General features: G+C 46.2%; 17 protein-coding genes and 2 tRNA genes. 1 reads left to right on the top strand and 18 read right to left on the bottom strand.

Going from position 1 to position 18,343, the window contains the following annotated elements; all coding sequences use genetic code 11:
* Window positions 1–4 precede the first annotated feature (4 nt).
* The 17 genes from U0358_RS05095 to rlmE all read right to left on the bottom strand — a co-directional run bounded on the left by U0358_RS05095 (window position 5) and on the right by rlmE (window position 17,331).
* The gene (locus U0358_RS05095) at window positions 5–1,120 is read right to left on the bottom strand and encodes an SEL1-like repeat protein (RefSeq protein WP_322407280.1); all 1,116 of its coding nucleotides are present in this window, start codon (window positions 1,118–1,120) and stop codon (window positions 5–7) included.
* A gap of 11 nt (window positions 1,121–1,131) precedes the next feature.
* Window positions 1,132–2,016, bottom strand: a complete 885-nt coding sequence (gene nlpI, locus U0358_RS05090) for a lipoprotein NlpI (RefSeq protein ID WP_317496573.1) — start codon at window positions 2,014–2,016, stop codon at window positions 1,132–1,134.
* 124 nt (window positions 2,017–2,140) lie between these two features.
* Window positions 2,141–4,291 (bottom strand): polyribonucleotide nucleotidyltransferase, encoded by a 2,151-nt coding sequence (gene pnp, locus U0358_RS05085; RefSeq protein ID WP_322407279.1) that lies wholly within the window; start codon window positions 4,289–4,291, stop codon window positions 2,141–2,143.
* Window positions 4,292–4,471: 180 nt separating this feature from the next.
* On the bottom strand, window positions 4,472–4,741 hold the full coding sequence (gene rpsO / locus U0358_RS05080) for a 30S ribosomal protein S15 (RefSeq protein WP_011234216.1): 270 nt from the start codon (window positions 4,739–4,741) through the stop codon (window positions 4,472–4,474).
* 97 nt (window positions 4,742–4,838) lie between these two features.
* Complete coding sequence (truB, locus tag U0358_RS05075) at window positions 4,839–5,771, bottom strand: tRNA pseudouridine(55) synthase TruB (protein ID WP_322407278.1); 933 nt, start codon at window positions 5,769–5,771, stop codon at window positions 4,839–4,841.
* A complete protein-coding gene (rbfA, locus tag U0358_RS05070) occupies window positions 5,771–6,157 on the bottom strand; it encodes a 30S ribosome-binding factor RbfA (RefSeq protein ID WP_322407277.1) in 387 nt (128 codons plus the stop codon). Before rbfA ends, truB begins: the two co-directional genes overlap by 1 nt.
* Before the next feature lie 18 nt (window positions 6,158–6,175).
* On the bottom strand, window positions 6,176–8,866 hold the full coding sequence (infB, locus tag U0358_RS05065) for a translation initiation factor IF-2 (protein ID WP_322407276.1): 2,691 nt from the start codon (window positions 8,864–8,866) through the stop codon (window positions 6,176–6,178).
* A gap of 26 nt (window positions 8,867–8,892) precedes the next feature.
* Window positions 8,893–10,392: a transcription termination factor NusA gene (gene nusA / locus U0358_RS05060; protein WP_322407275.1), complete on the bottom strand. Its 1,500-nt coding sequence runs from the start codon at window positions 10,390–10,392 to the stop codon at window positions 8,893–8,895.
* Window positions 10,393–10,418: 26 nt separating this feature from the next.
* Window positions 10,419–10,877, bottom strand: coding sequence for a ribosome maturation factor RimP (rimP, locus tag U0358_RS05055; RefSeq protein WP_317496567.1), 459 nt, complete (start codon window positions 10,875–10,877; stop codon window positions 10,419–10,421).
* 176 nt (window positions 10,878–11,053) lie between these two features.
* A tRNA-Met gene (locus U0358_RS05050) sits at window positions 11,054–11,130 on the bottom strand.
* Between the two features lie 75 nt (window positions 11,131–11,205).
* Window positions 11,206–11,292 (bottom strand) — tRNA-Leu (locus tag U0358_RS05045).
* Between the two features lie 6 nt (window positions 11,293–11,298).
* Complete coding sequence (gene secG, locus U0358_RS05040) at window positions 11,299–11,640, bottom strand: preprotein translocase subunit SecG (RefSeq protein ID WP_317496566.1); 342 nt, start codon at window positions 11,638–11,640, stop codon at window positions 11,299–11,301.
* Between the two features lie 4 nt (window positions 11,641–11,644).
* On the bottom strand, window positions 11,645–12,403 hold the full coding sequence (gene tpiA, locus U0358_RS05035; protein WP_322407274.1) for a triose-phosphate isomerase: 759 nt from the start codon (window positions 12,401–12,403) through the stop codon (window positions 11,645–11,647).
* A gap of 87 nt (window positions 12,404–12,490) precedes the next feature.
* Window positions 12,491–13,831 (bottom strand): phosphoglucosamine mutase, encoded by a 1,341-nt coding sequence (gene glmM / locus U0358_RS05030; protein ID WP_317496564.1) that lies wholly within the window; start codon window positions 13,829–13,831, stop codon window positions 12,491–12,493.
* On the bottom strand, window positions 13,828–14,643 hold the full coding sequence (gene folP, locus U0358_RS05025) for a dihydropteroate synthase (RefSeq protein WP_317496563.1): 816 nt from the start codon (window positions 14,641–14,643) through the stop codon (window positions 13,828–13,830). The genes glmM and folP overlap by 4 nt, the downstream gene beginning before the upstream one ends.
* Before the next feature lie 70 nt (window positions 14,644–14,713).
* Window positions 14,714–16,663 (bottom strand): ATP-dependent zinc metalloprotease FtsH, encoded by a 1,950-nt coding sequence (gene ftsH, locus U0358_RS05020; protein WP_317496562.1) that lies wholly within the window; start codon window positions 16,661–16,663, stop codon window positions 14,714–14,716.
* Between the two features lie 41 nt (window positions 16,664–16,704).
* Window positions 16,705–17,331, bottom strand: a complete 627-nt coding sequence (gene rlmE, locus U0358_RS05015) for a 23S rRNA (uridine(2552)-2'-O)-methyltransferase RlmE (RefSeq protein WP_011234227.1) — start codon at window positions 17,329–17,331, stop codon at window positions 16,705–16,707.
* A 91-nt stretch (window positions 17,332–17,422) separates the two neighbouring features.
* On the opposite strand from rlmE, the gene yhbY reads away from it, so the two are divergent.
* On the top strand, window positions 17,423–17,719 hold the full coding sequence (gene yhbY / locus U0358_RS05010; RefSeq protein WP_011234228.1) for a ribosome assembly RNA-binding protein YhbY: 297 nt from the start codon (window positions 17,423–17,425) through the stop codon (window positions 17,717–17,719).
* Here yhbY and U0358_RS05005 read toward each other — a convergent pair.
* Window positions 17,694–18,242 carry a hypothetical protein gene (locus U0358_RS05005; protein WP_317496561.1) on the bottom strand — a complete coding sequence of 183 codons (549 nt, stop codon included), beginning with the start codon at window positions 18,240–18,242 and terminating at the stop codon, window positions 17,694–17,696. The genes yhbY and U0358_RS05005 overlap by 26 nt on opposite strands.
* Window positions 18,243–18,343 lie beyond the last annotated feature (101 nt).

Raw genomic sequence — 18,343 nt, 5'->3', positions numbered from 1 at the left:
AGTATCAATTTTTGCGTTTCAGCAATCTTAAGTAGAGTTCGGGCCATATTTGGGTGTCATGCTGCTCCATGGCGGTTCTAATATTAACTGGACGCCATGCTTGCCTGTCATCTACAGAATTACAGGTATCCGCTTTAAAAAGGCCGACAATAGCGTCTTCTGGGCTTCCTAAACGCCACTTCCCTTGCTTCTTAATCGCAATATCTTGCCAGGACCTGAGTTCATCTTTCCACGGCAGGCTTTTATAAATCGCTTTAACCTGCCGCGCCGAATAATCGTTATGAGCTTCAGTTACAATAATATTCAGGGTGTCATGATCGTAATAGCCATAGCAAAACTTCTGGGCGAGTACTTCCGACATTTCGTACTCATCAGCAAACCCAACCCAGTGTCCCAGCTCATGTTGAATAACTGCTTCTGAACTGTCAGCAGTTAAAGTCAATGTCTGACTATTGGCACTGGCAATACCCTTTTCGGCTAATATTACCTGCCTATCAAAACTTTTTTCAAAATGACAACTTGCCCGTTTTCTCTGCGTATCGGTTACACAAGATAAGTTTTCGTCCAAAGTAAAGCTGACGCACCAATTCTGAGTATCAAAAGGTGCATTTTGTACCGCGGACAAAAAGTTAAGGTAACGTCGTTTTTCGCCAGAATCAGCCGCAATCACATTAATTTCCATATGACACTGGTCATTATTCTTATAGCGTTCCATCAGTTTAAGCTTGCTCTGCAACCAAGGGTCACTCGAGTTTGTCCAACGACTCTGCCATTGATCTATTGATGTGTTCTGATCAGTTAATTCAACAGTAGCTACCTCCCGTTGAGCCGCAGGGTCACCAGCAGCAACGGCCAGTTCAAGCCAGGTATCATTTGCTCTTGGAAATTCGTTGATTAAGCTTTCTATGGCTGGAAAATAGTGCTGCTTCGCCGACCGCTGCCACCAATAATAAGCAGCGGTGCGGTTATTAAGTTTCCAGTGATGATTTGCCAGTTGGTGTTGTGCCCGGGCATTACCCTGATGCGCTAGCCTGTAGCGCTCTTGTTGTTGGTTATAAACCTGATGAGACCACCCACTTAAAGCGAGCAGAAACAACACAATTAAGAGTCCGGCTTTCACTCCTTTTCTCTTTAACGACTAAGTAAGGATTCACGAATACGGGTTAACTCAACCGACGCATAACGGTGTTCAACGAAGCCATATACATTTGTCATTAAAGCCAATTTAAAATAGTTAACAGCCTGCAGTTGCTCCCCTTTCATTTGCATATATTTGCCAAGATAAAAATAGGCTTCACACAAACGTTCAGTCAGCTTTTCCGACTCACCTAAGTTACGAGTCATACGTTGTAAAAACTCTTCTTCAGAAAGTTTCCCCGTATAAAGCTGTACAATCTGATAGCCCCAGTCGGACTTATCCAGTTTCTCAGCGTTTTGCGCAAGACTTTCTTGTGCCAGTTCAGCATCATTTTCATGTTCAGCAAGAAACAGCCAAATAACACGGTAAGGGTCATCGGGTTCTTTTTCCAGGTGGTATTCTAAGTCTTCCTGAGACAATTTCGTTCTCGCGTCGTAATACTCAGCTATACCACGGTTCAAATAGGCGTAACGATGTTCGGGGTTTAGTTCAATTGCGGAATCAAAAGCCTCGTAAGCGTAATCAAATTCTTCTAATTGCGTATATTGAATACCTAAGAAATTATACGCATCAGCCAGTCTCGGGTTATATTCTAAAGCCCGGGTAAAATCCATTCTCGCAAGTGTTCTTAAGCCGACTGCGTCGTATAATGCCCCACGACGGTAATATAGCTCTCCGCGCTGTTCTTCGGTTAAATCTTCTCTTAACATTTGCGCAATGCGTGCCAGCTCAATTTCATAGCGAAATTCCGCACGCTCAGGTTCAGCGAGTACCACAGTATCAGGTAACTGATTAAATGAACTTTGCGAGGCACACCCCGTCATGGCGCCTAATAACAACAAAGTTCCAATGAACCTAACACTTCTGCGCTCTTGCATAATTTTATCCTTAAATAAACACTGGCCTCTATTACAGCACATTCAACGCCATTCAGGCAAAAAGCAGACATAAAAAAACCCCGTTTACACGGGGTTCTTAACAAAGCTGAGAAAATCTTTACGATTATTCTTCGCTTTTGGTTTCTTCTTCAGCTGCAGGCTCTGCCGGCGCTTCAGTTGCTGGTTCTTCTTTTTTCTCAGCAGCTTCTTTCATGCTTAGACGAACGCGGCCCTGACGGTCAATCTCCAGTACTTTAACCGGAACAACATCGCCTACTTTCAGGTATTCGTTTACGTCGTTTACACGCTCTTCTGCTATTTGAGAAATGTGAACTAAGCCATCTTTACCTGGCAAAACAGTAACAAAGGCACCGAAATCTACGATACGAGCTACTTTACCCTGGTAAATTTTACCGACTTCTACGTTAGCCGTTAACTGCTTGATTTTCTCAATAGCGGCGTCAGCATCAGCCTGGTCGCTTGCTGCAACTTTGATGGTACCGTCATCACCAATCTCAATGTTGGTATTGGTCGATTCAGTCAGCTCGCGAATGACCGCTCCGCCTTTACCGATAACGTCTTTGATCTTGTCCTGATCAATTTTAATGGTGGTAAAACGAGGTGCATAAGTCGACAATTCTTCACGGTGACCGCCAATAGCTTCGTCCATCACTTTCAGAATGTGTAAGCGAGCTGATTTAGCCTGCGCTAATGCACTTTCCATGATGTCGCGAGTAATGCCGTCAATTTTGATGTCCATTTGCAGCGCAGTAATACCATCGGTGTTACCCGCTACTTTAAAGTCCATATCACCTAAGTGATCTTCATCACCGAGAATGTCAGACAGAACAACGTGCTTGTCGCCTTCTTTGACCAAGCCCATAGCAATACCCGCTACAGAAGACTTGATTGGTACACCTGCATCCATCAACGCCAGTGAAGAACCACAAACGGAGGCCATAGAGCTTGAACCGTTTGATTCCGTAATTTCTGAAACAACACGAATGGTGTATGGGAACTCGTCGTGGCTAGGCATAACCGCCTGAATACCACGTTTAGCCAAACGACCATGACCAATTTCACGACGTTTTGGCGAACCAACCATCCCTGTTTCGCCAACACAGTATGGAGGGAAGTTATAATGCAGCATGAAACGATTGGTGTTCATACCGGTCAGCTCGTCAATCATCTGAGCATCACGATCGGTACCTAAAGTCGCCGTTACCAGCGCCTGAGTCTCACCACGGGTAAACAATGATGAACCGTGAGTACGCGGTAATACACCAGTCGCCACGCTAATAGCACGAACCATGTCAGGGTCGCGGCCATCAATACGCTTTTCACCCGCAATAATACGGCTGCGGACAATGTCACTTTCCAGGTCGTGGAAGATTTTGCCGGCTTCTTCTAAATCGACATTTTCATCTTCAGCAGTCAGCTTCTCGACCATCTGCTCTTTAACTTGGTCAAGCTTGCCTTTACGTTCTGCTTTGTCGGTAGTGCGGTAGGCTTCGCCAATACCTTGCTCTGCCAATTCACGGATTTTAGTCTGTAAGCTTTCATCTTTTGCAGGTGCCTGCCAGTCCCACTTCTCTTTGCCTGCTTCTGCAGTAAATTCAGTAATGGCTTTTATAACGTCCTGCATTGCTTCGTGACCGTACATAACGGCGCCAAGCATTTGGTCTTCAGACAGCAGTTCAGCTTCTGATTCAACCATTAATACTGCTTTATCCGTACCCGCAACCACAAGGTCCAGCTTGGAGTTTTCTAGCTCGTCGGCGGTTGGATTTAGTACGTATTCATCATTAACCACACCAACACGTGCCGCGCCAATTGGTCCTGCAAAAGGAGCTCCAGAAATAGATAAAGCGGCTGATGCACCAATTAATGCGACAATGTCAGGGTTAATTTGAGGGTTGACTGAAACGACAGTCGCAACAACTTGAACTTCGTTCATGAAACCATCAGGGAATAATGGACGAATTGGACGGTCGATCAAGCGACTTGTCAAAGTCTCATTTTCGCTGGGACGCCCTTCACGCTTAAAGAAACCGCCAGGAATTTTACCGGCTGCGTAAGTCTTTTCCTGGTAATTGACTGTTAATGGGAAAAAGTTTTGCCCTTCACGTGCTTCTTTTTTAGCAACAACAGTGACCAAGACTGTTGTATCATCGATGCTGGCAAGTACAGAACCAGTCGCCTGACGGGCTATTACGCCAGTTTCTAATGTGACTGTATGCTGACCGTACTGAAATTGTTTAGTTATTGGATTCACGTTGCTTTCCTTTACCTTCAAAATATAGAGTATCCGGATTGATACTCGTCTTCTCTCTTTATTTATCTCACCGCATAGTATAGGGGAATTGTGACGAAATTAAGACCCATAAGCCTAAAAAAGAATACAAAAAAAGGGCCTCAAGGCCCTTTTTATTTTATTCTTTTCAGAACGTTTGTCTTAACGGCGGATGCCCAGACGTTCTACGATAGCTACGTAGCGTTTTTCGTCTTTACGCTTCAGGTAATCGAGAAGCTTACGACGGCGACTAACCATACGTAACAAACCACGACGTGAGTGGTGATCTTTCTTATGTTCTTTAAAGTGGTCTTGTAATTCAGCCAAGTTTTTAGTTAAAAGTGCAACTTGCACTTCAGGAGAACCGGTATCGTTCTCGCCTTGACCAAATTCTTTTAAAATCTCAGCTTTCTGTTCAACAGTTAGTGACATGCTAACTCCTAAGTTTTGTCAAAATGATCGACGCCAATCACTAATTCAGCATCGATATGAAGGCGGCGATTATACTCGCCAGCTGCCGTAAAAACAACTATAAATCCACATACTCTCGTGCAACAACCCGGCGCGGCCATAATTCCGCATTTTTCACCCGTCCGACGCCAAGAAATAGTGAGTTTTCAGTCGTAACCCGCCATTCTTCTGCTTCATTAACATTTTGCTCAGGTAAAGGAATGGGCTGTCCATGCAAAAAGTCCCGAGTTTGCTCTTGAGTTACCGTTACCCCGGGCAATTCGCCCAGTAATAAGTCAGCCGGATGCAATAACGCATCGAGAGCTTCATAGCCCTCTTCTGCTAACGTTTCCAGTTGTTCCAGAGTCACCATAGCGGCTTCAGCTATGTCGGCTACTCCGTTACGGTGTAGCATGGATACGTGAGCACCACAGCCTAATAACTGACCCAAGTCATCAACTAAAGTACGAATGTAGGTACCTTTGCTGCAACTCACTTGCAGGGTCACTTTCGTGTCCTCGATATCCAACAACTCGATTGAATGAACGGTGATTGTGCGTGTTTTTTTGGGAACTTCAATGCCTTGCCGCGCATAATAATATAGCGGGCGACCTTCGTGTTTAAGTGCCGAATAAATAGAGGGAGACTGCTCCTGTTCACCAAGAAACTGCTTTACTGCATCAGCAACCTTAGCGGCATCAACTGCTACAGGCTTTTCCTCTACCACTTCACCTTCTGCGTCACTGGTGGTTGTTCTTACTCCCAGCGTAGCCTCGACTCGGTAGGCTTTATCGGCTTCCAGCAGATATTGCGAGAATTTGGTCGCCTCTCCAAGACAAACAGGCAAAATCCCGGTTGCCAGAGGGTCCAACGCACCAGTATGACCCGCTTTTTGTGCATTATATAGACGCTTAACACGCTGCAGGGCATGGTTTGAACTCATGCCCTGCGGTTTATTCAATAATACTACGCCCGTGACAGCGCGGCCTTTGCGTAGACGAGGTTTAGACATTAATCGTCTCCGCTGTTTTCGCTGCTTTTCTTATCTCTTTCACGAGCTTCCGCAACCAATTTCCCCATACGAATTCCTTCATTTAAAGAAGCGTCGTGCTGGAACTTCAGTTGCGGAACAATACGTGCTTTGATGCGCTTACCCAATAAAGAGCGAATGAAACCTGAGGCTTCATTCAACACTTTTAATGCCTGTTTAACTTGCTCAGGCTCATCTTGGAAAAAGGTAACAAACACTTTGGCATAAGCTAAATCACGAGAAACTTCCACGTCGGATACTGTGACCATGCTAACGCGAGGATCTTTTATCTCACGTTGCAGGATCATAGCAATTTCTCGTTGTAGCTGATGCCGTACCCTCTCGGTACGGCTAAACTCTTGAGCCATAAATTACTGTGTCCTTGATTACAGCGTACGTTCAATCTGAATGGTTTCGAAGACTTCGATTTGGTCGCCTTCTTTGACATCGTTGTAGTTCTTAACGCCGATACCACATTCCATGCCATTACGAACTTCCTGAACGTCATCTTTAAAGCGACGTAAAGATTCAAGCTCGCCCTCGTAAATAACAACGTTATCACGCAATACACGAATTGGAGCAGAACGCTTCACCACACCTTCAGTGACCATACAACCAGCAATGGCTCCAATCTTAGGTGATTTAAAGACATCACGAACTTCAGCCAAACCAATGATCTGCTGTTTAAACTCAGGCTGCAGCATACCGCTCATTGCCGCTTTAACTTCGTCAATTAAGTCATAAATAACGCTGTAATAGCGTAAGTCGACACTTTCCTGTTCAACCAGCTTTCTGGCTGCAGCTTCCGCGCGAACGTTAAAACCAACAACAATGGCATTTGACGCACTGGCCAGAGAAATATCGGTTTCAGTGATACCACCAACGCCGCTACCGATGATGTTCACTTTCACTTCCTCAGTAGAAAGCTTAGTCAACGCATCAGAAATGGCCTCCAGTGAACCTTGTACATCAGACTTAAGTACAATATTCAGCTCAGCAACATCCCCTTCAGCCATGTCCGCAAACATGTTTTCCAGTTTCGCTTTTTGCTGCTTCGCTAATTTCACATCGCGATATTTACCCTGACGGTAGTTAGCAACTTCACGCGCTTTACGCTCATCTTTGACAACTGTAGCTTCATCACCAGCCTGAGGAACACCAGACAGACCTAGTATTTCTACAGGAATAGATGGACCTGCTTCTTTAATTTCTTTGCCGGTTTCATCACGCATAGCACGGATGCGACCGTATTCAAGACCACATAGTACGACGTCACCCTGCTTCAGCAAACCACGCTGAACCAATATCGTTGCTACCGGCCCCCGGCCACGATCCAAGCGCGATTCAACCACAATACCTGACGCCATGCCGGTTTCTTCTGCGCGTAAATCCAAGACTTCGGATTGAAGCAAAATGGCTTCCAACAGCTCATCTATGCCTTCACCGGTGTGAGCCGACAGTGGAATAAACTGCACGTCACCACCCCAGTCTTCAGGAATAACATCTAACTGAGACAGTTCGTTTTTGACACGATCTGGATCTGCGCCTTCTTTATCCATCTTGTTCACAGCAACCACCAGAGGTACGCCAGCTGCTTTTGCGTGCTGAACCGCTTCTTTGGTTTGCGGCATAACACCGTCGTCCGCTGCAACTACGAGAATGACAACGTCTGTTGCGCCGGCACCACGTGCACGCATAGAAGTAAAGGCGGCGTGTCCTGGAGTATCCAGGAAAGTTACCATGCCGTGACCCGTTTCAACGTGGTACGCACCAATGTGCTGAGTAATACCACCCGCTTCCCCTGATGCAACTTTGGCTTTACGAATGTAATCCAGCAACGATGTCTTACCATGGTCAACGTGACCCATAACAGTAACGACCGGCGCACGAGGTGCCTCTTCTCCGCCTTCCTGACGGTCAGAAAGCACTTCTTCTTCCAGCGCATTATCTTTCACTAGCGCAGGTTTGTGACCCAGTTCTTCAACCACCAGGGCGGCTGTGTCCTGATCAAGAATCTGGTTAATGGTAACCATCTCACCCATTTTCATCATGGTTTTGATAAGGTCACTGGCCTTAACCGCCATACGGTTAGCGAGTTCACCAACGGTAATGGTCTCACCAATTTTCACGTCTCGTTCAACTGGCTGAGCTGGTTTATTGAAGCCCTGCTGCAGCGATGAGCCGCGACGACCACCTTTACGACGCTTCTCGCGGCGTGGAGTCTCATCGCTTTCTTCATCTTTACGACGACGTTTTTTACCGCGTTTACGGCTTTTACGCTCTTCGTCAAAGTCTTGTGCGTCTTCAGCTTCTTGAGCGGTAGACGACGTTGTAAAGTGTACGTCTTCCTGCTCTTGCTGCTTGCGTTTTTGCTCTTCTTCTTCCCAGCGTTTTGCGTTTTCTTCTGCCAGTTTACGAGCTTCTTCCGCTTGAGCTTCCGCTTCTTTTTCCGCTTTTTTACGCGCTTCTTCTTCCTGCTGACGTTTCAACTTTTCAGCCTCAGCTTTCGCTTTGTCTGCTGCTTCACGCTCTTCAGGAGTCATTGCTGCACGCTTTTCAGCTTCTGCTTTTTGACGCTCTTTCTCTTTTTCTTTGCGCAGCTTTTCTTTCTCAGCTTTTTCTTTCTCAGCTTTTTCGCGTTCTGCCTTCGCTTTCGCTTCGGCTTCTTTACGCTGCTGCTCTTCTTCACGTTGCTTTTCTTCTTCGCGAAGCTTCGCCTCTTCAGCTTCTTTTTCTTTAGCTAAGCGCTCCTGTTCCTCACGTTCCTGCTCTTCAGTTGCTGAACGCTTCACGTAGGTACGCTTTTTACGTACTTCTACCTGAACAGATTTAGCGTCTCTACCACCACCGACATTTAGTGTACTTTTCGTTTTACGCTTTAACGTCATTTTGCTGGGTTCAGAGCTGCCGCCACCGCCGTGCTGACGGTTCAAGTGAGCCAGTAATTTCTGTTTTTCTTCTTCGTTAACAGAATCACCCGCTTTCTTGGTCATGCCCGCTTCAGCGAACTGCTGAACCAGACGATCAACTGTTGTACCGACATCTGTGGCCAGCTTATCGAGCGTTACTTCTTCCATAGTCTGTTGTACCTCCGCTGATCGTTCTACTGTTCTTCATTGAACCAGCAAATATTGCGGGCTTTCATAATCAAATCGCCAGCCTGCTGTTCATTTAATTCTTCAATATCGGCTAAGTCGTCAACGCCCTGTTCCGCTAACTCTTCCAGAGTTGTCACGCCTTTACTGGCTAACACATAAGCCAGATGACGCTCCATTCCTTCCAGGTTCAACAGTGTGTCGTCTGGTTCAGCCGATTCCAGAGATTCTTCTGTAGCCAGAGCTTTCGTGGTTAAATAAGCACGTGCTCTGCTACGTAATTCTTCTACGATATCTTCGTCCATTCCTTCAATATCAAGGAATTCTGCAACCGGGACATAAGCCACTTCTTCAAGTGAAGAGAAGCCTTCATCAACCAGTACACTTGCAAAATCTTCATCGATATCTAAAGTCGATACGAACAAGTTCAATAGGCGCTGAGTTTCCGCTTCATTTTTTTCGTTGAAATCGTCTTCGGTCATAACATTCAGCGTCCAGCCGGTTAGCTGGCTGGCAAGGCGAACGTTCTGTCCACCTTTACCAATAGCTTGCGCCAGATTATCTGCTGCAACCGCAATATCCATAGTGTGTGCATCTTCATCCACAACTATAGACGCGACTTCAGCAGGTGCCATCGCGTTAATGACGTACTGTGCTGGATTGTCATCCCAAAGCACAATGTCTACGCGCTCACCACCAAGTTCACCAGAGACCGCTTGAACTCGTGCACCGCGCATACCGACGCAAGCCCCAACAGGATCTATGCGCTTATCATTGCTCTTAACCGCAATTTTAGCACGCGAACCCGGGTCTCGGGCAGCACCGCGAAGCTCAATCATCTCTTCACCTATTTCAGGCACTTCGATACGGAACAATTCCAACAAGAAATTAGGATTGGTTCTGCTTACAAATAATTGTGCACCCCGGGCTTCCGGACGAACGTCATAAAGCAACCCGCGAATACGGTCACCTGGACGCACCGATTCTCGCGGTAACATTTCGTCGCGATAAATAATTGCTTCTGCGTTATTACCTAAATCCAGAATAACGTGTTCCCGATTTGCACGCTTAACAATACCGCTGACCATTTCGCCCACTTGCTCGCGATATTCATCGACAACTTGAGCTCGTTCAGCTTCACGCACCTTTTGTACAATAACCTGTTTTGCCGTTTGGGTCGTAATACGGTCAAACTCTATCGAATCGATTTGTTCTTCTACGTAATCACCAGCCTGAACCGATGAATCTTCGTATTGCGCTGCTGACAAGCTAATTTCACGGTAAGGGTGTTCTAACCCTAAATCCGTGTCTTCAACGACCAACCAACGACGAAATGTATCAAATTCGCCGGTGGTACGATCGATATCAATACGAACTTCAATATCGCCGTCGTACTTCTTTTTGGTCGCATGAGCCAACGCTGACTCTAACGCTTCAAATATCTTTTCGCGTGGTACTGCTTTTTCGTTTGAAACCGCTTCTGCGACTAACAGTATTTCTTTACTCATGAGTGCTGCCTCGCCAACGCAATCTTTTAATCAAATGCCGGAACCAGGTGAGCGTTTTTCACATCGCGCATATTCACCTGAAAAGTATCGTTATCAACGGCAAGGGTCAGTTCTTCTCCCTCAACCGCAATCAATTCTGCCTTAAATTTTCTTTTGTTCTTTTGCGCCGCTATTAGTTCAAAAGCAACGGTTTCTTTTATATAAGGCTGCATTTGTTCGGCATTAAAAAACGGTCTTTCCATTCCCGGAGAGGACACTTCCAGGTTGTATTCAACATTGATAGGGTCTTCAACATCCAGTAGTGAACTGACCTGATAACTCACGTCTGCACAGTTATCCACACTGATACCTTCCGGATGATCGATATAAACCCGTAACGTTGAAAACTTACCGGCGCGGATAAACTCTACGCCCCACAATTCAAAGTCCAGCGCTTCTACCGCCGGCCGAATTATATCGGTTAACCGTTCTTGCAAATTTGCCAATTACTGCCTCCTGAAACAAAAAAAGGGCGCAAGCGCCCAGTGTTCTGGCTATCCTAAGATAGCTAAGGCCGCATAGCAAAAAGCCCCGAGCTGCTGCGGGGCTTTCTGAACACTGGACCCTTTGTCAGTTATTTTAGCAAAAGCGACGCCTTAATGCGAAATGCTGCTACTAAAATTGGTTGCGGGGGCAGGATTTGAACCTACGACCTTCGGGTTATGAGCCCGACGAGCTACCAGACTGCTCCACCCCGCGTCCGAAACTTGTTGCACATTATACGTATTTTACGTTTATTTTCAACCTCTGAGGCAACAATCAGAGAGTTAATTTTGGTGCAGAAGGCGGGACTTGAACCCGCACGCCCGTACGAGCACTACCCCCTCAAGGTAGCGTGTCTACCAATTCCACCACTTCTGCAAAATCTTAGTCAATTGGCGGCACGTCAGATTCAGAGTCTGACTTATCATCAGCTGGAGGTAACTCTTGCTCTTCAGCCGGAACTGAAAGGTCTGAAAAGTCATTTGATGACTCATCAGTAGAAGTCGATAAGTTACCCAGTACCAGGCTCAGAATGAAAAACACTACCGCCAACCCGGCTGTTGCGCGGGTCAGGAAGTTACCGGAACCTGATGAACCAAAAACAGTGTTCGATGCTCCTGAGCCAAAAGATGCGCCCATGTCTGCGCCTTTGCCTTGTTGCAGCATAATAAAGCCAATTAAGACCAAAGCGACAACGAGAAATGCGATCATCAAAATTTCGTACATAATTTTACCCTTGAGCAGCTTGGCAAATAGCAACAAAGTCTGACTCTTTCAAACTTGCGCCACCTATCAGGCCGCCGTCAATGTCTTTTTGCGCAAATAATTCGGCAGCGTTGTCAGCTTTAACTGAGCCGCCGTACAATAACGGCATTTTCTCACCAATCGCGCCAAATTGCTCTACCAGTAACGCTCTTAATTTTGCATGAACGTCCTGTGCTTGTTCTGGTGAAGCCGTTTCTCCGGTACCAATTGCCCAAACTGGCTCGTAGGCCAAAACAATTTTACCGGCTTGCTCTTTAGGAAGGTCAGCCAAAGCCGCTTGCGCTTGCTCTGCTACAACTTCCCAGGTGTTTCCCTCATCGCGTTGTGCTTTATTCTCGCCAACACAAATTACCGCTGTCATACCAGCATTAACCGTAGCTAAGGTCTTCTCATTCACCATTTTGTCGGTTTCTGCGAAAAACTGCCGACGCTCTGAATGTCCCACTAGCACGTAGCTAACACCAAACTCTTGTAGCTGCGAGGTTGAAATTTCACCGGTGAAAGCGCCGCCAGTGTATTCAGATACACTCTGAGCACCAATGGCAATGTCATCGTAATAACACTGATTAGCCAGCTCGCTAATAAGGGTGAACGGAGGACAGATAACTAACTTAACTTGCTGTAGCTGATTAAGTTTTTCCCGCAAAGCTGTCGACATTGTTTTCGTTAGCTTGCGATTTCCGTTCATTTTCCAATTTGCAATCACTAGTGATGCATTAGGCATAGTTTGTCCTCTACTCCAGAGCGCGGGAATAGTAGCGAAACACTCACCAACTTACAAGCGAGATTTTCACCACTAGCCGCTAACTGTTTAATTTGTAGCCGCTTCGACCTCTTTAGCAATTTGCTGAGCAAAGGCTTTTACCTTTGCTTCGTTCTCACCTTCAACCATTACGCGAATTAAAGGTTCAGTGCCAGACTTCCGTAATAAGACCCGACCGCTGCCTGCAAGAGCCTCTTCCACTTCACGCACAACACTTTTCACATTTGCTGATTCCAGAGGCTGTTTATCACTCTCGAAACGAACATTAATAAGTACTTGCGGCAGTTTATGAAAGTCACAGCTCAGTTTTTCCAGGGACTTTTGTTCCTGGTACATCGCCGCTAGAACCTGTAGGCCGGCTATAATGCCGTCTCCGGTCGTGTGATGCTGACGGTTTATAACGTGCCCGGAATTTTCGCCACCGAGATACCAGTCACGCTTAACCAGTTCCTCAATAACATAACGGTCGCCGACTTTCGCCCGAACAAAAGGAATGCGCCGTTTATCCAGCTCCTTCTCCAAAGCAAAGTTCGTCATCAAAGTACCAACAACCCCGCCCTGAAGCTGCCCCTGATTCTGCGCAGTGACAGCAAGCATATAAAGAATTTCGTCACCATCAATGGGGCGTCCGTTTTCAGTCACCATCATTATGCGGTCACCGTCACCGTCAAGCGCTATACCAAGGTCAGCTTTTGTTTCCAGTACTTCATTCTGCAATGCCGTTAAGTGCGTTGCACCACACTCTTTATTAATATTCAGTCCATTCGGCTGCGTGCCTATTTCGGTCACTTCAGCACCGAGTTCCCGAAGCACATTTGGTGCAATGTGGTAAGTAGCCCCGTGAGCGCAGTCAACCACTATGTGAAACCCTTCCAGAGTCATTTCATTGGGGAACACGCTTTTACAAAACTCGATATAGCGGCCTGCGGCATCGTTAATGCGTTTTGCCCGCCCCAGCTCTTCGGAAATAACGCAATCCATCGGCTCGTCCAGCAAGCGCTCAATTTCCAACTCGACTTCGTCCGGAAGTTTGTGCCCGTTATCAGCAAAAAATTTAATGCCATTGTCATAATATGGGTTATGGGAAGCGCTGATTACGATTCCGGCAGCGGCTCTGAACGTACGTGTAAGGTAAGCAATTCCCGGAGTCGGCATAGGCCCTAAGAAGTCGACCCCGACACCAGCAGCGGCTAAGCCTGCCTCCAGTGCTGACTCAAGCATATAACCAGAAACCCGGGTGTCTTTGCCCACTAATACGCGACTGGTGCCCTTAGCGGCAAGCACACGCCCGGCCGCCCACCCAAGCTTAACTGCAAACTCAGGGGTTATCGGGAAGTGCCCGACACGTCCGCGCACGCCATCGGTGCCGAAATATTTACGCTCACTCAAAGGTGTTCTCCTTCTGTAGTTGCTGCAACCACTTTCATTGCGTCAACTGTCTCCTTAACATCATGAACGCGAATTATACGTGCTCCTTTCATAGCTGCAATGGTTGCAGCTGCTAAACTGCCTGCTAAGCGGTCTTTTACTTCACGTCCTGTAACATGACCTATCATGCTTTTTCGTGACATTCCTACCAATAACGGTAACTGCAATTCGTGAAACGCCTGCAAACGTTGCAATAACTGATAGTTATGTCGCTGCGACTTGCCAAAACCAAAACCAGGATCCAGCCAAATTCTCTTGCGCTCTATGCCTGCTTTTTCACACTCTATGACACGCTCTTGTAAAAACGTCTTAACGTCGAAAACAACATCGTCGTAATTAGGATTCTGTTGCATACTACGAGGCTCACCCTGCATGTGCATCAGGCACACCTCTGCGTTTGTTTCAGCCAGCGCCTTAAGAGCGCCCTCCTCACGCAACGCATTAACATCATTAATAATATTCGCGCCAACTTGTATCGATTCTGTCATTACTTTCGGTTTGGTTGTATCCACTGAAATAGAAACGTCAAAGCGCTCCCTTACCGCGTTTACCAAAGGAACAACTCTGTCCAACTCTTCTTGTTCAGCAACCGAATAAGCACCAGGACGGGTAGATTCCCCCCCAATATCCACAATATCAGCGCCATCTTTGATCAGCTGTGCAACGTGATCTATGGCGTCATTTAGGCGATTGTACTCCCCACCGTCTGAAAATGAATCCGGAGTAACATTAACAATTCCCATCACTCGCAACGGCTTTGGATTTTTTGGCATGGCTTAGCTCCGCTAATAACTGTGTCCTACAAAAAAGCCACCTTTCGGTGGCTTTTTAAAAGAATCAACGTTAAGAAGTTGCATCCCCGGGTTTATCAACATTAATGGGGCGGTCTGGACGTTCTTCGGTGTTTTCTGCTTTAGCAGCCCCACCATCAGAATCGTTACCACCACTGTCTCTGTCATCCCAGTCTTTTGGCTGACGAACATCGCGGCGGTTCATTAAGTCATCAATTTGGTCGGCATCAATCGTTTCATAGCGAACTAATGCGTCTTTCATTGAATGCAAAATATCTTCGTTTTCTTCCAGCAGTTTTTTCGCACGCTGGTAATTGCGATCAATTACTGACTTCACTTCTTCATCAATAGCGCGCGCCGTGTCGTCTGACATGTGCTTGTGCTGAGTAACTGAGCGCCCGAGGAATACTTCGTTTTCATCTTCGGCGTACAGCAACGGCCCCATTTTCTCTGAAAGCCCCCACTGGGTAACCATTTTACGAGCAATTTCAGTTGCACGTTCAATGTCGTTAGAAGCACCGGTAGTCACTTTATCGTTACCATAAATAATGGCTTCTGCGAGGCGTCCACCGAACAAGCTTGAAATCATACTTTCAAGGTGCTGCTTACTGTGGCTGACACGATCCTGCTCTGGCAGATACATTGTCACACCCAGCGCACGGCCTCGTGGAATAATCGATACTTTGTAGACTGGATCATGTTCTGGCACAAGGCGACCAACAATGGCGTGGCCGGCTTCGTGATAAGCGGTCATCGCTTTTTCATCGTCCGTCATCACCATTGAGCGGCGCTCTGCACCCATCATGATCTTGTCTTTTGCTTTATCGAATTCTTCCATTGAAACAACACGCTTGTCGCCCCGGGCGGCAAATAGCGCAGCTTCGTTTACTAAGTTCGCTAAATCCGCACCAGAAAAGCCAGGTGTACCACGAGCGATCACTGACGGTTTGACGTCATCGCCTAATGGCACTTTACGCATGTGCACTTTAAGAATTTGCTCACGACCACGAACATCCGGTAAACCAACAATAACCTGACGGTCAAAGCGACCGGGACGTAATAAAGCAGGGTCTAATACATCTGGACGGTTAGTAGCGGCAATAACGATAATGCCTTCATTACCTTCAAAACCATCCATTTCAACCAACATTTGGTTCAGTGTCTGTTCACGTTCGTCGTGGCCACCACCTAATCCGGCACCACGTTGACGACCCACGGCATCAAGCTCATCAATAAAGATAATGCATGGCGCAGATTTTTTCGCTTGTTCGAACATGTCACGAACACGGGAAGCACCAACACCAACAAACATCTCAACGAAGTCTGAACCGGAAATACTGAAGAACGGCACTTTAGCCTCGCCGGAAATCGCTTTAGCCAGCAATGTTTTACCGGTTCCCGGAGGACCAACCATGAGCACGCCTTTCGGTATTTTGCCGCCAAGACGCTGAAATTTAGAAGGGTCTTTCAGATAGTCGACAAGCTCTGAGACTTCTTCTTTAGCCTCATCACACCCCGCAACATCTTTAAACGTTGTTTTTGACTGCTCTTCGTTCATCAGCTTGGCTTTGCTCTTACCAAACGACATGGCTCCACGGCCACCACCACCGCCTTGCATCTGACGCATGAAGAATATCCATACACCAATCAACAGCAGCATCGGGAACCACGAAATAAAAATAGATGCCAGAATACTCTGCTCTTCTGGCGGAGTACCTTGGGTTTCTACATCGTTCGCCAACAAATCATCCAGAATTTTTGGATCATATTGAGTTGGTACAACAGTTTTATAAGATTGACCATTGCGAGTCATACCTGAAATAGTGCGTCCATCATCACCAAACTCAGCACGACGAATGTTGCCATTATTAACCTGGGATACAAATTCGCTGTATACCATGGTTGATGATGACGTTCCGCTCGGACTGAAGCTCTGAAAAACGCTCATCAGTACGACGGCTATTACAAGCCACAAGATGAGATTCTTTGCCATATCGCTCAAAGCCTATTACCTCTATTAAAAATCAACTACCCAACAGGGTACTACAGTTTATAGTCTGTCGCTACCAAGTAGACCTCTCTCGAACGTGCTCTTGAGGACTCTGGTTTTCTCGTTTTCACATCATTAAACGCTGCACGTACATCTTTCAGGAAAGATTCAAAACCTTGCCCCTGAAACACTTTGACGGCAAAACTTCCGCCGGGTTTCAAAACCTGATGGCACATGTCCAACGCCAGCTCTACCAAATACATAGAGCGCGCCTGGTCTACCGTGCCATTACCGCTCATATTAGGTGCCATGTCTGACAGCACCACATCAACATTTTTACCACCGATACGTTCTAATAAAGCTTCCAGTACCGATTCTTCACGAAAATCGCCCTGAAGAAAATCGACTCCGGCGATTGGGTCCATCGCTAAAATATCACAAGCAATGATTTGACCGTCGCCGTTAAAGTAGTCGGCAACGTATTGTGACCACCCGCCCGGGGCCGCTCCTAGATCAACGACGGTTTGACCTTTTTTGATCAGTTTGTCCCGTTTTTGTATTTCTTCCAATTTAAAAACAGCGCGGGAGCGTAATCCCTTCTTCTGAGCTTTTTGGACAAACTGATCGTCAAAATGTTCTTTCAGCCAGCGCTGACTACTTACACTGCGTTTTTTTCCCATGATTTAACGAAGTTTCCTTAATTGTCTGGCCTGAATACCTGATCTGGCGTTACAATGTTAAAAAATCAAGCTCTAAAACGGATATTATCGAATGTCATTAAGTAATAAGCAAAAACAGCACTTAAAAGGTTTAGCACATCCGCTCAAACCCGTCGTACTACTTGGGGCTAACGGCCTTACTGAAGGTGTTCTTGCAGAAATTGAGCAAGCACTTGACCACCATGAACTGATTAAAATAAAAGTGCCGGAAGAAGACCGCGAGCTCAGAAAGCAAATTATGGCAACCATTGTACATGAAACCGGTGCCGCTGAAGTGCAAATTATCGGTAAAACACAAGTGATATACCGTGCTGCAGAAGAACCTAAGATTCGTCTTCCACGCGGTTAACCTTTTGAATCGCAGGCTTAAGAGCTAATGCTTTCGCTACTAACTCTAATGCCTGCGATTTCTCCATCCACTTATCTGTAGTGGAAAAATAAGCATCCAGCATCAAAGTCATGCATTGTTCATCATCTTGCAGCCCGTAGTCTTTCAGTAACGGTTCTATCTTTTTGTGCGCTTTTAGAAATTCAATTCGTCGTTTCCGTTCTTCCTCTACTACGCTACTCTTAACATAGTCTCGCTGAGTGTAAGCATAGTTGGGTTCATGCAAGGTATAACCTGGAGCGAAAAACCAATTAAGAGAGATTCTTTCTTGCAGTAGTTTTCGGATAATTTCAGCAAAAGGTAGTTTGTTACTACGTTTCCAGTAGGCGTAATCGTTGGCATTGCGGCCTAACCAAACAGAAACATCTTTATAAGTTGCTTTTTGTGAGATGAGTTTTAAACGTTCGAGGCATTCCGCGACAGTAAGTTCATCAAGAGGTGTATGCTGAAAACTGTTAAATGATAGTGACTGTTCCTTGTCCATTGTCATCCTACTTTGTAATTTTAATGTTATTAATTAACAGAAGAACAAACTATACAATAAACCGTATAAAAAACAAACAACAATGTATTTCAAAAGCCGAT

The sequence above is a fragment of the Idiomarina sp. PL1-037 genome (genome assembly GCF_034422975.1).
Lineage (GTDB): Bacteria > Pseudomonadota > Gammaproteobacteria > Enterobacterales > Alteromonadaceae > Idiomarina.
Note: the sequence above shows the minus strand (reverse complement) of the source record. Positions and strands in the feature narration are given on the sequence as shown.

What these genes read in the sequence shown, in the direction of transcription:
- yhbY (WP_011234228.1), top strand. Translation starts at nt 17,423, where the DNA reads ATGTCATTAAGTAATAAGCAAAAACAGCACTTAAAAGGTTTAGCACAT.
- folP (WP_317496563.1), bottom strand. Translation starts at nt 14,643, where the DNA reads ATGCCAAAAAATCCAAAGCCGTTGCGAGTGATGGGAATTGTTAATGTT.
- rpsO (WP_011234216.1), bottom strand. Translation starts at nt 4,741, where the DNA reads ATGTCACTAACTGTTGAACAGAAAGCTGAGATTTTAAAAGAATTTGGT.
- U0358_RS05005 (WP_317496561.1), bottom strand. Translation starts at nt 18,242, where the DNA reads ATGGACAAGGAACAGTCACTATCATTTAACAGTTTTCAGCATACACCT.
- rbfA (WP_322407277.1), bottom strand. Translation starts at nt 6,157, where the DNA reads ATGGCTCAAGAGTTTAGCCGTACCGAGAGGGTACGGCATCAGCTACAA.
- tpiA (WP_322407274.1), bottom strand. Translation starts at nt 12,403, where the DNA reads ATGCCTAATGCATCACTAGTGATTGCAAATTGGAAAATGAACGGAAAT.
- rlmE (WP_011234227.1), bottom strand. Translation starts at nt 17,331, where the DNA reads ATGGGAAAAAAACGCAGTGTAAGTAGTCAGCGCTGGCTGAAAGAACAT.
- secG (WP_317496566.1), bottom strand. Translation starts at nt 11,640, where the DNA reads ATGTACGAAATTTTGATGATCGCATTTCTCGTTGTCGCTTTGGTCTTA.
- nlpI (WP_317496573.1), bottom strand. Translation starts at nt 2,016, where the DNA reads ATGCAAGAGCGCAGAAGTGTTAGGTTCATTGGAACTTTGTTGTTATTA.
- truB (WP_322407278.1), bottom strand. Translation starts at nt 5,771, where the DNA reads ATGTCTAAACCTCGTCTACGCAAAGGCCGCGCTGTCACGGGCGTAGTA.
- nusA (WP_322407275.1), bottom strand. Translation starts at nt 10,392, where the DNA reads ATGAGTAAAGAAATACTGTTAGTCGCAGAAGCGGTTTCAAACGAAAAA.
- infB (WP_322407276.1), bottom strand. Translation starts at nt 8,866, where the DNA reads ATGGAAGAAGTAACGCTCGATAAGCTGGCCACAGATGTCGGTACAACA.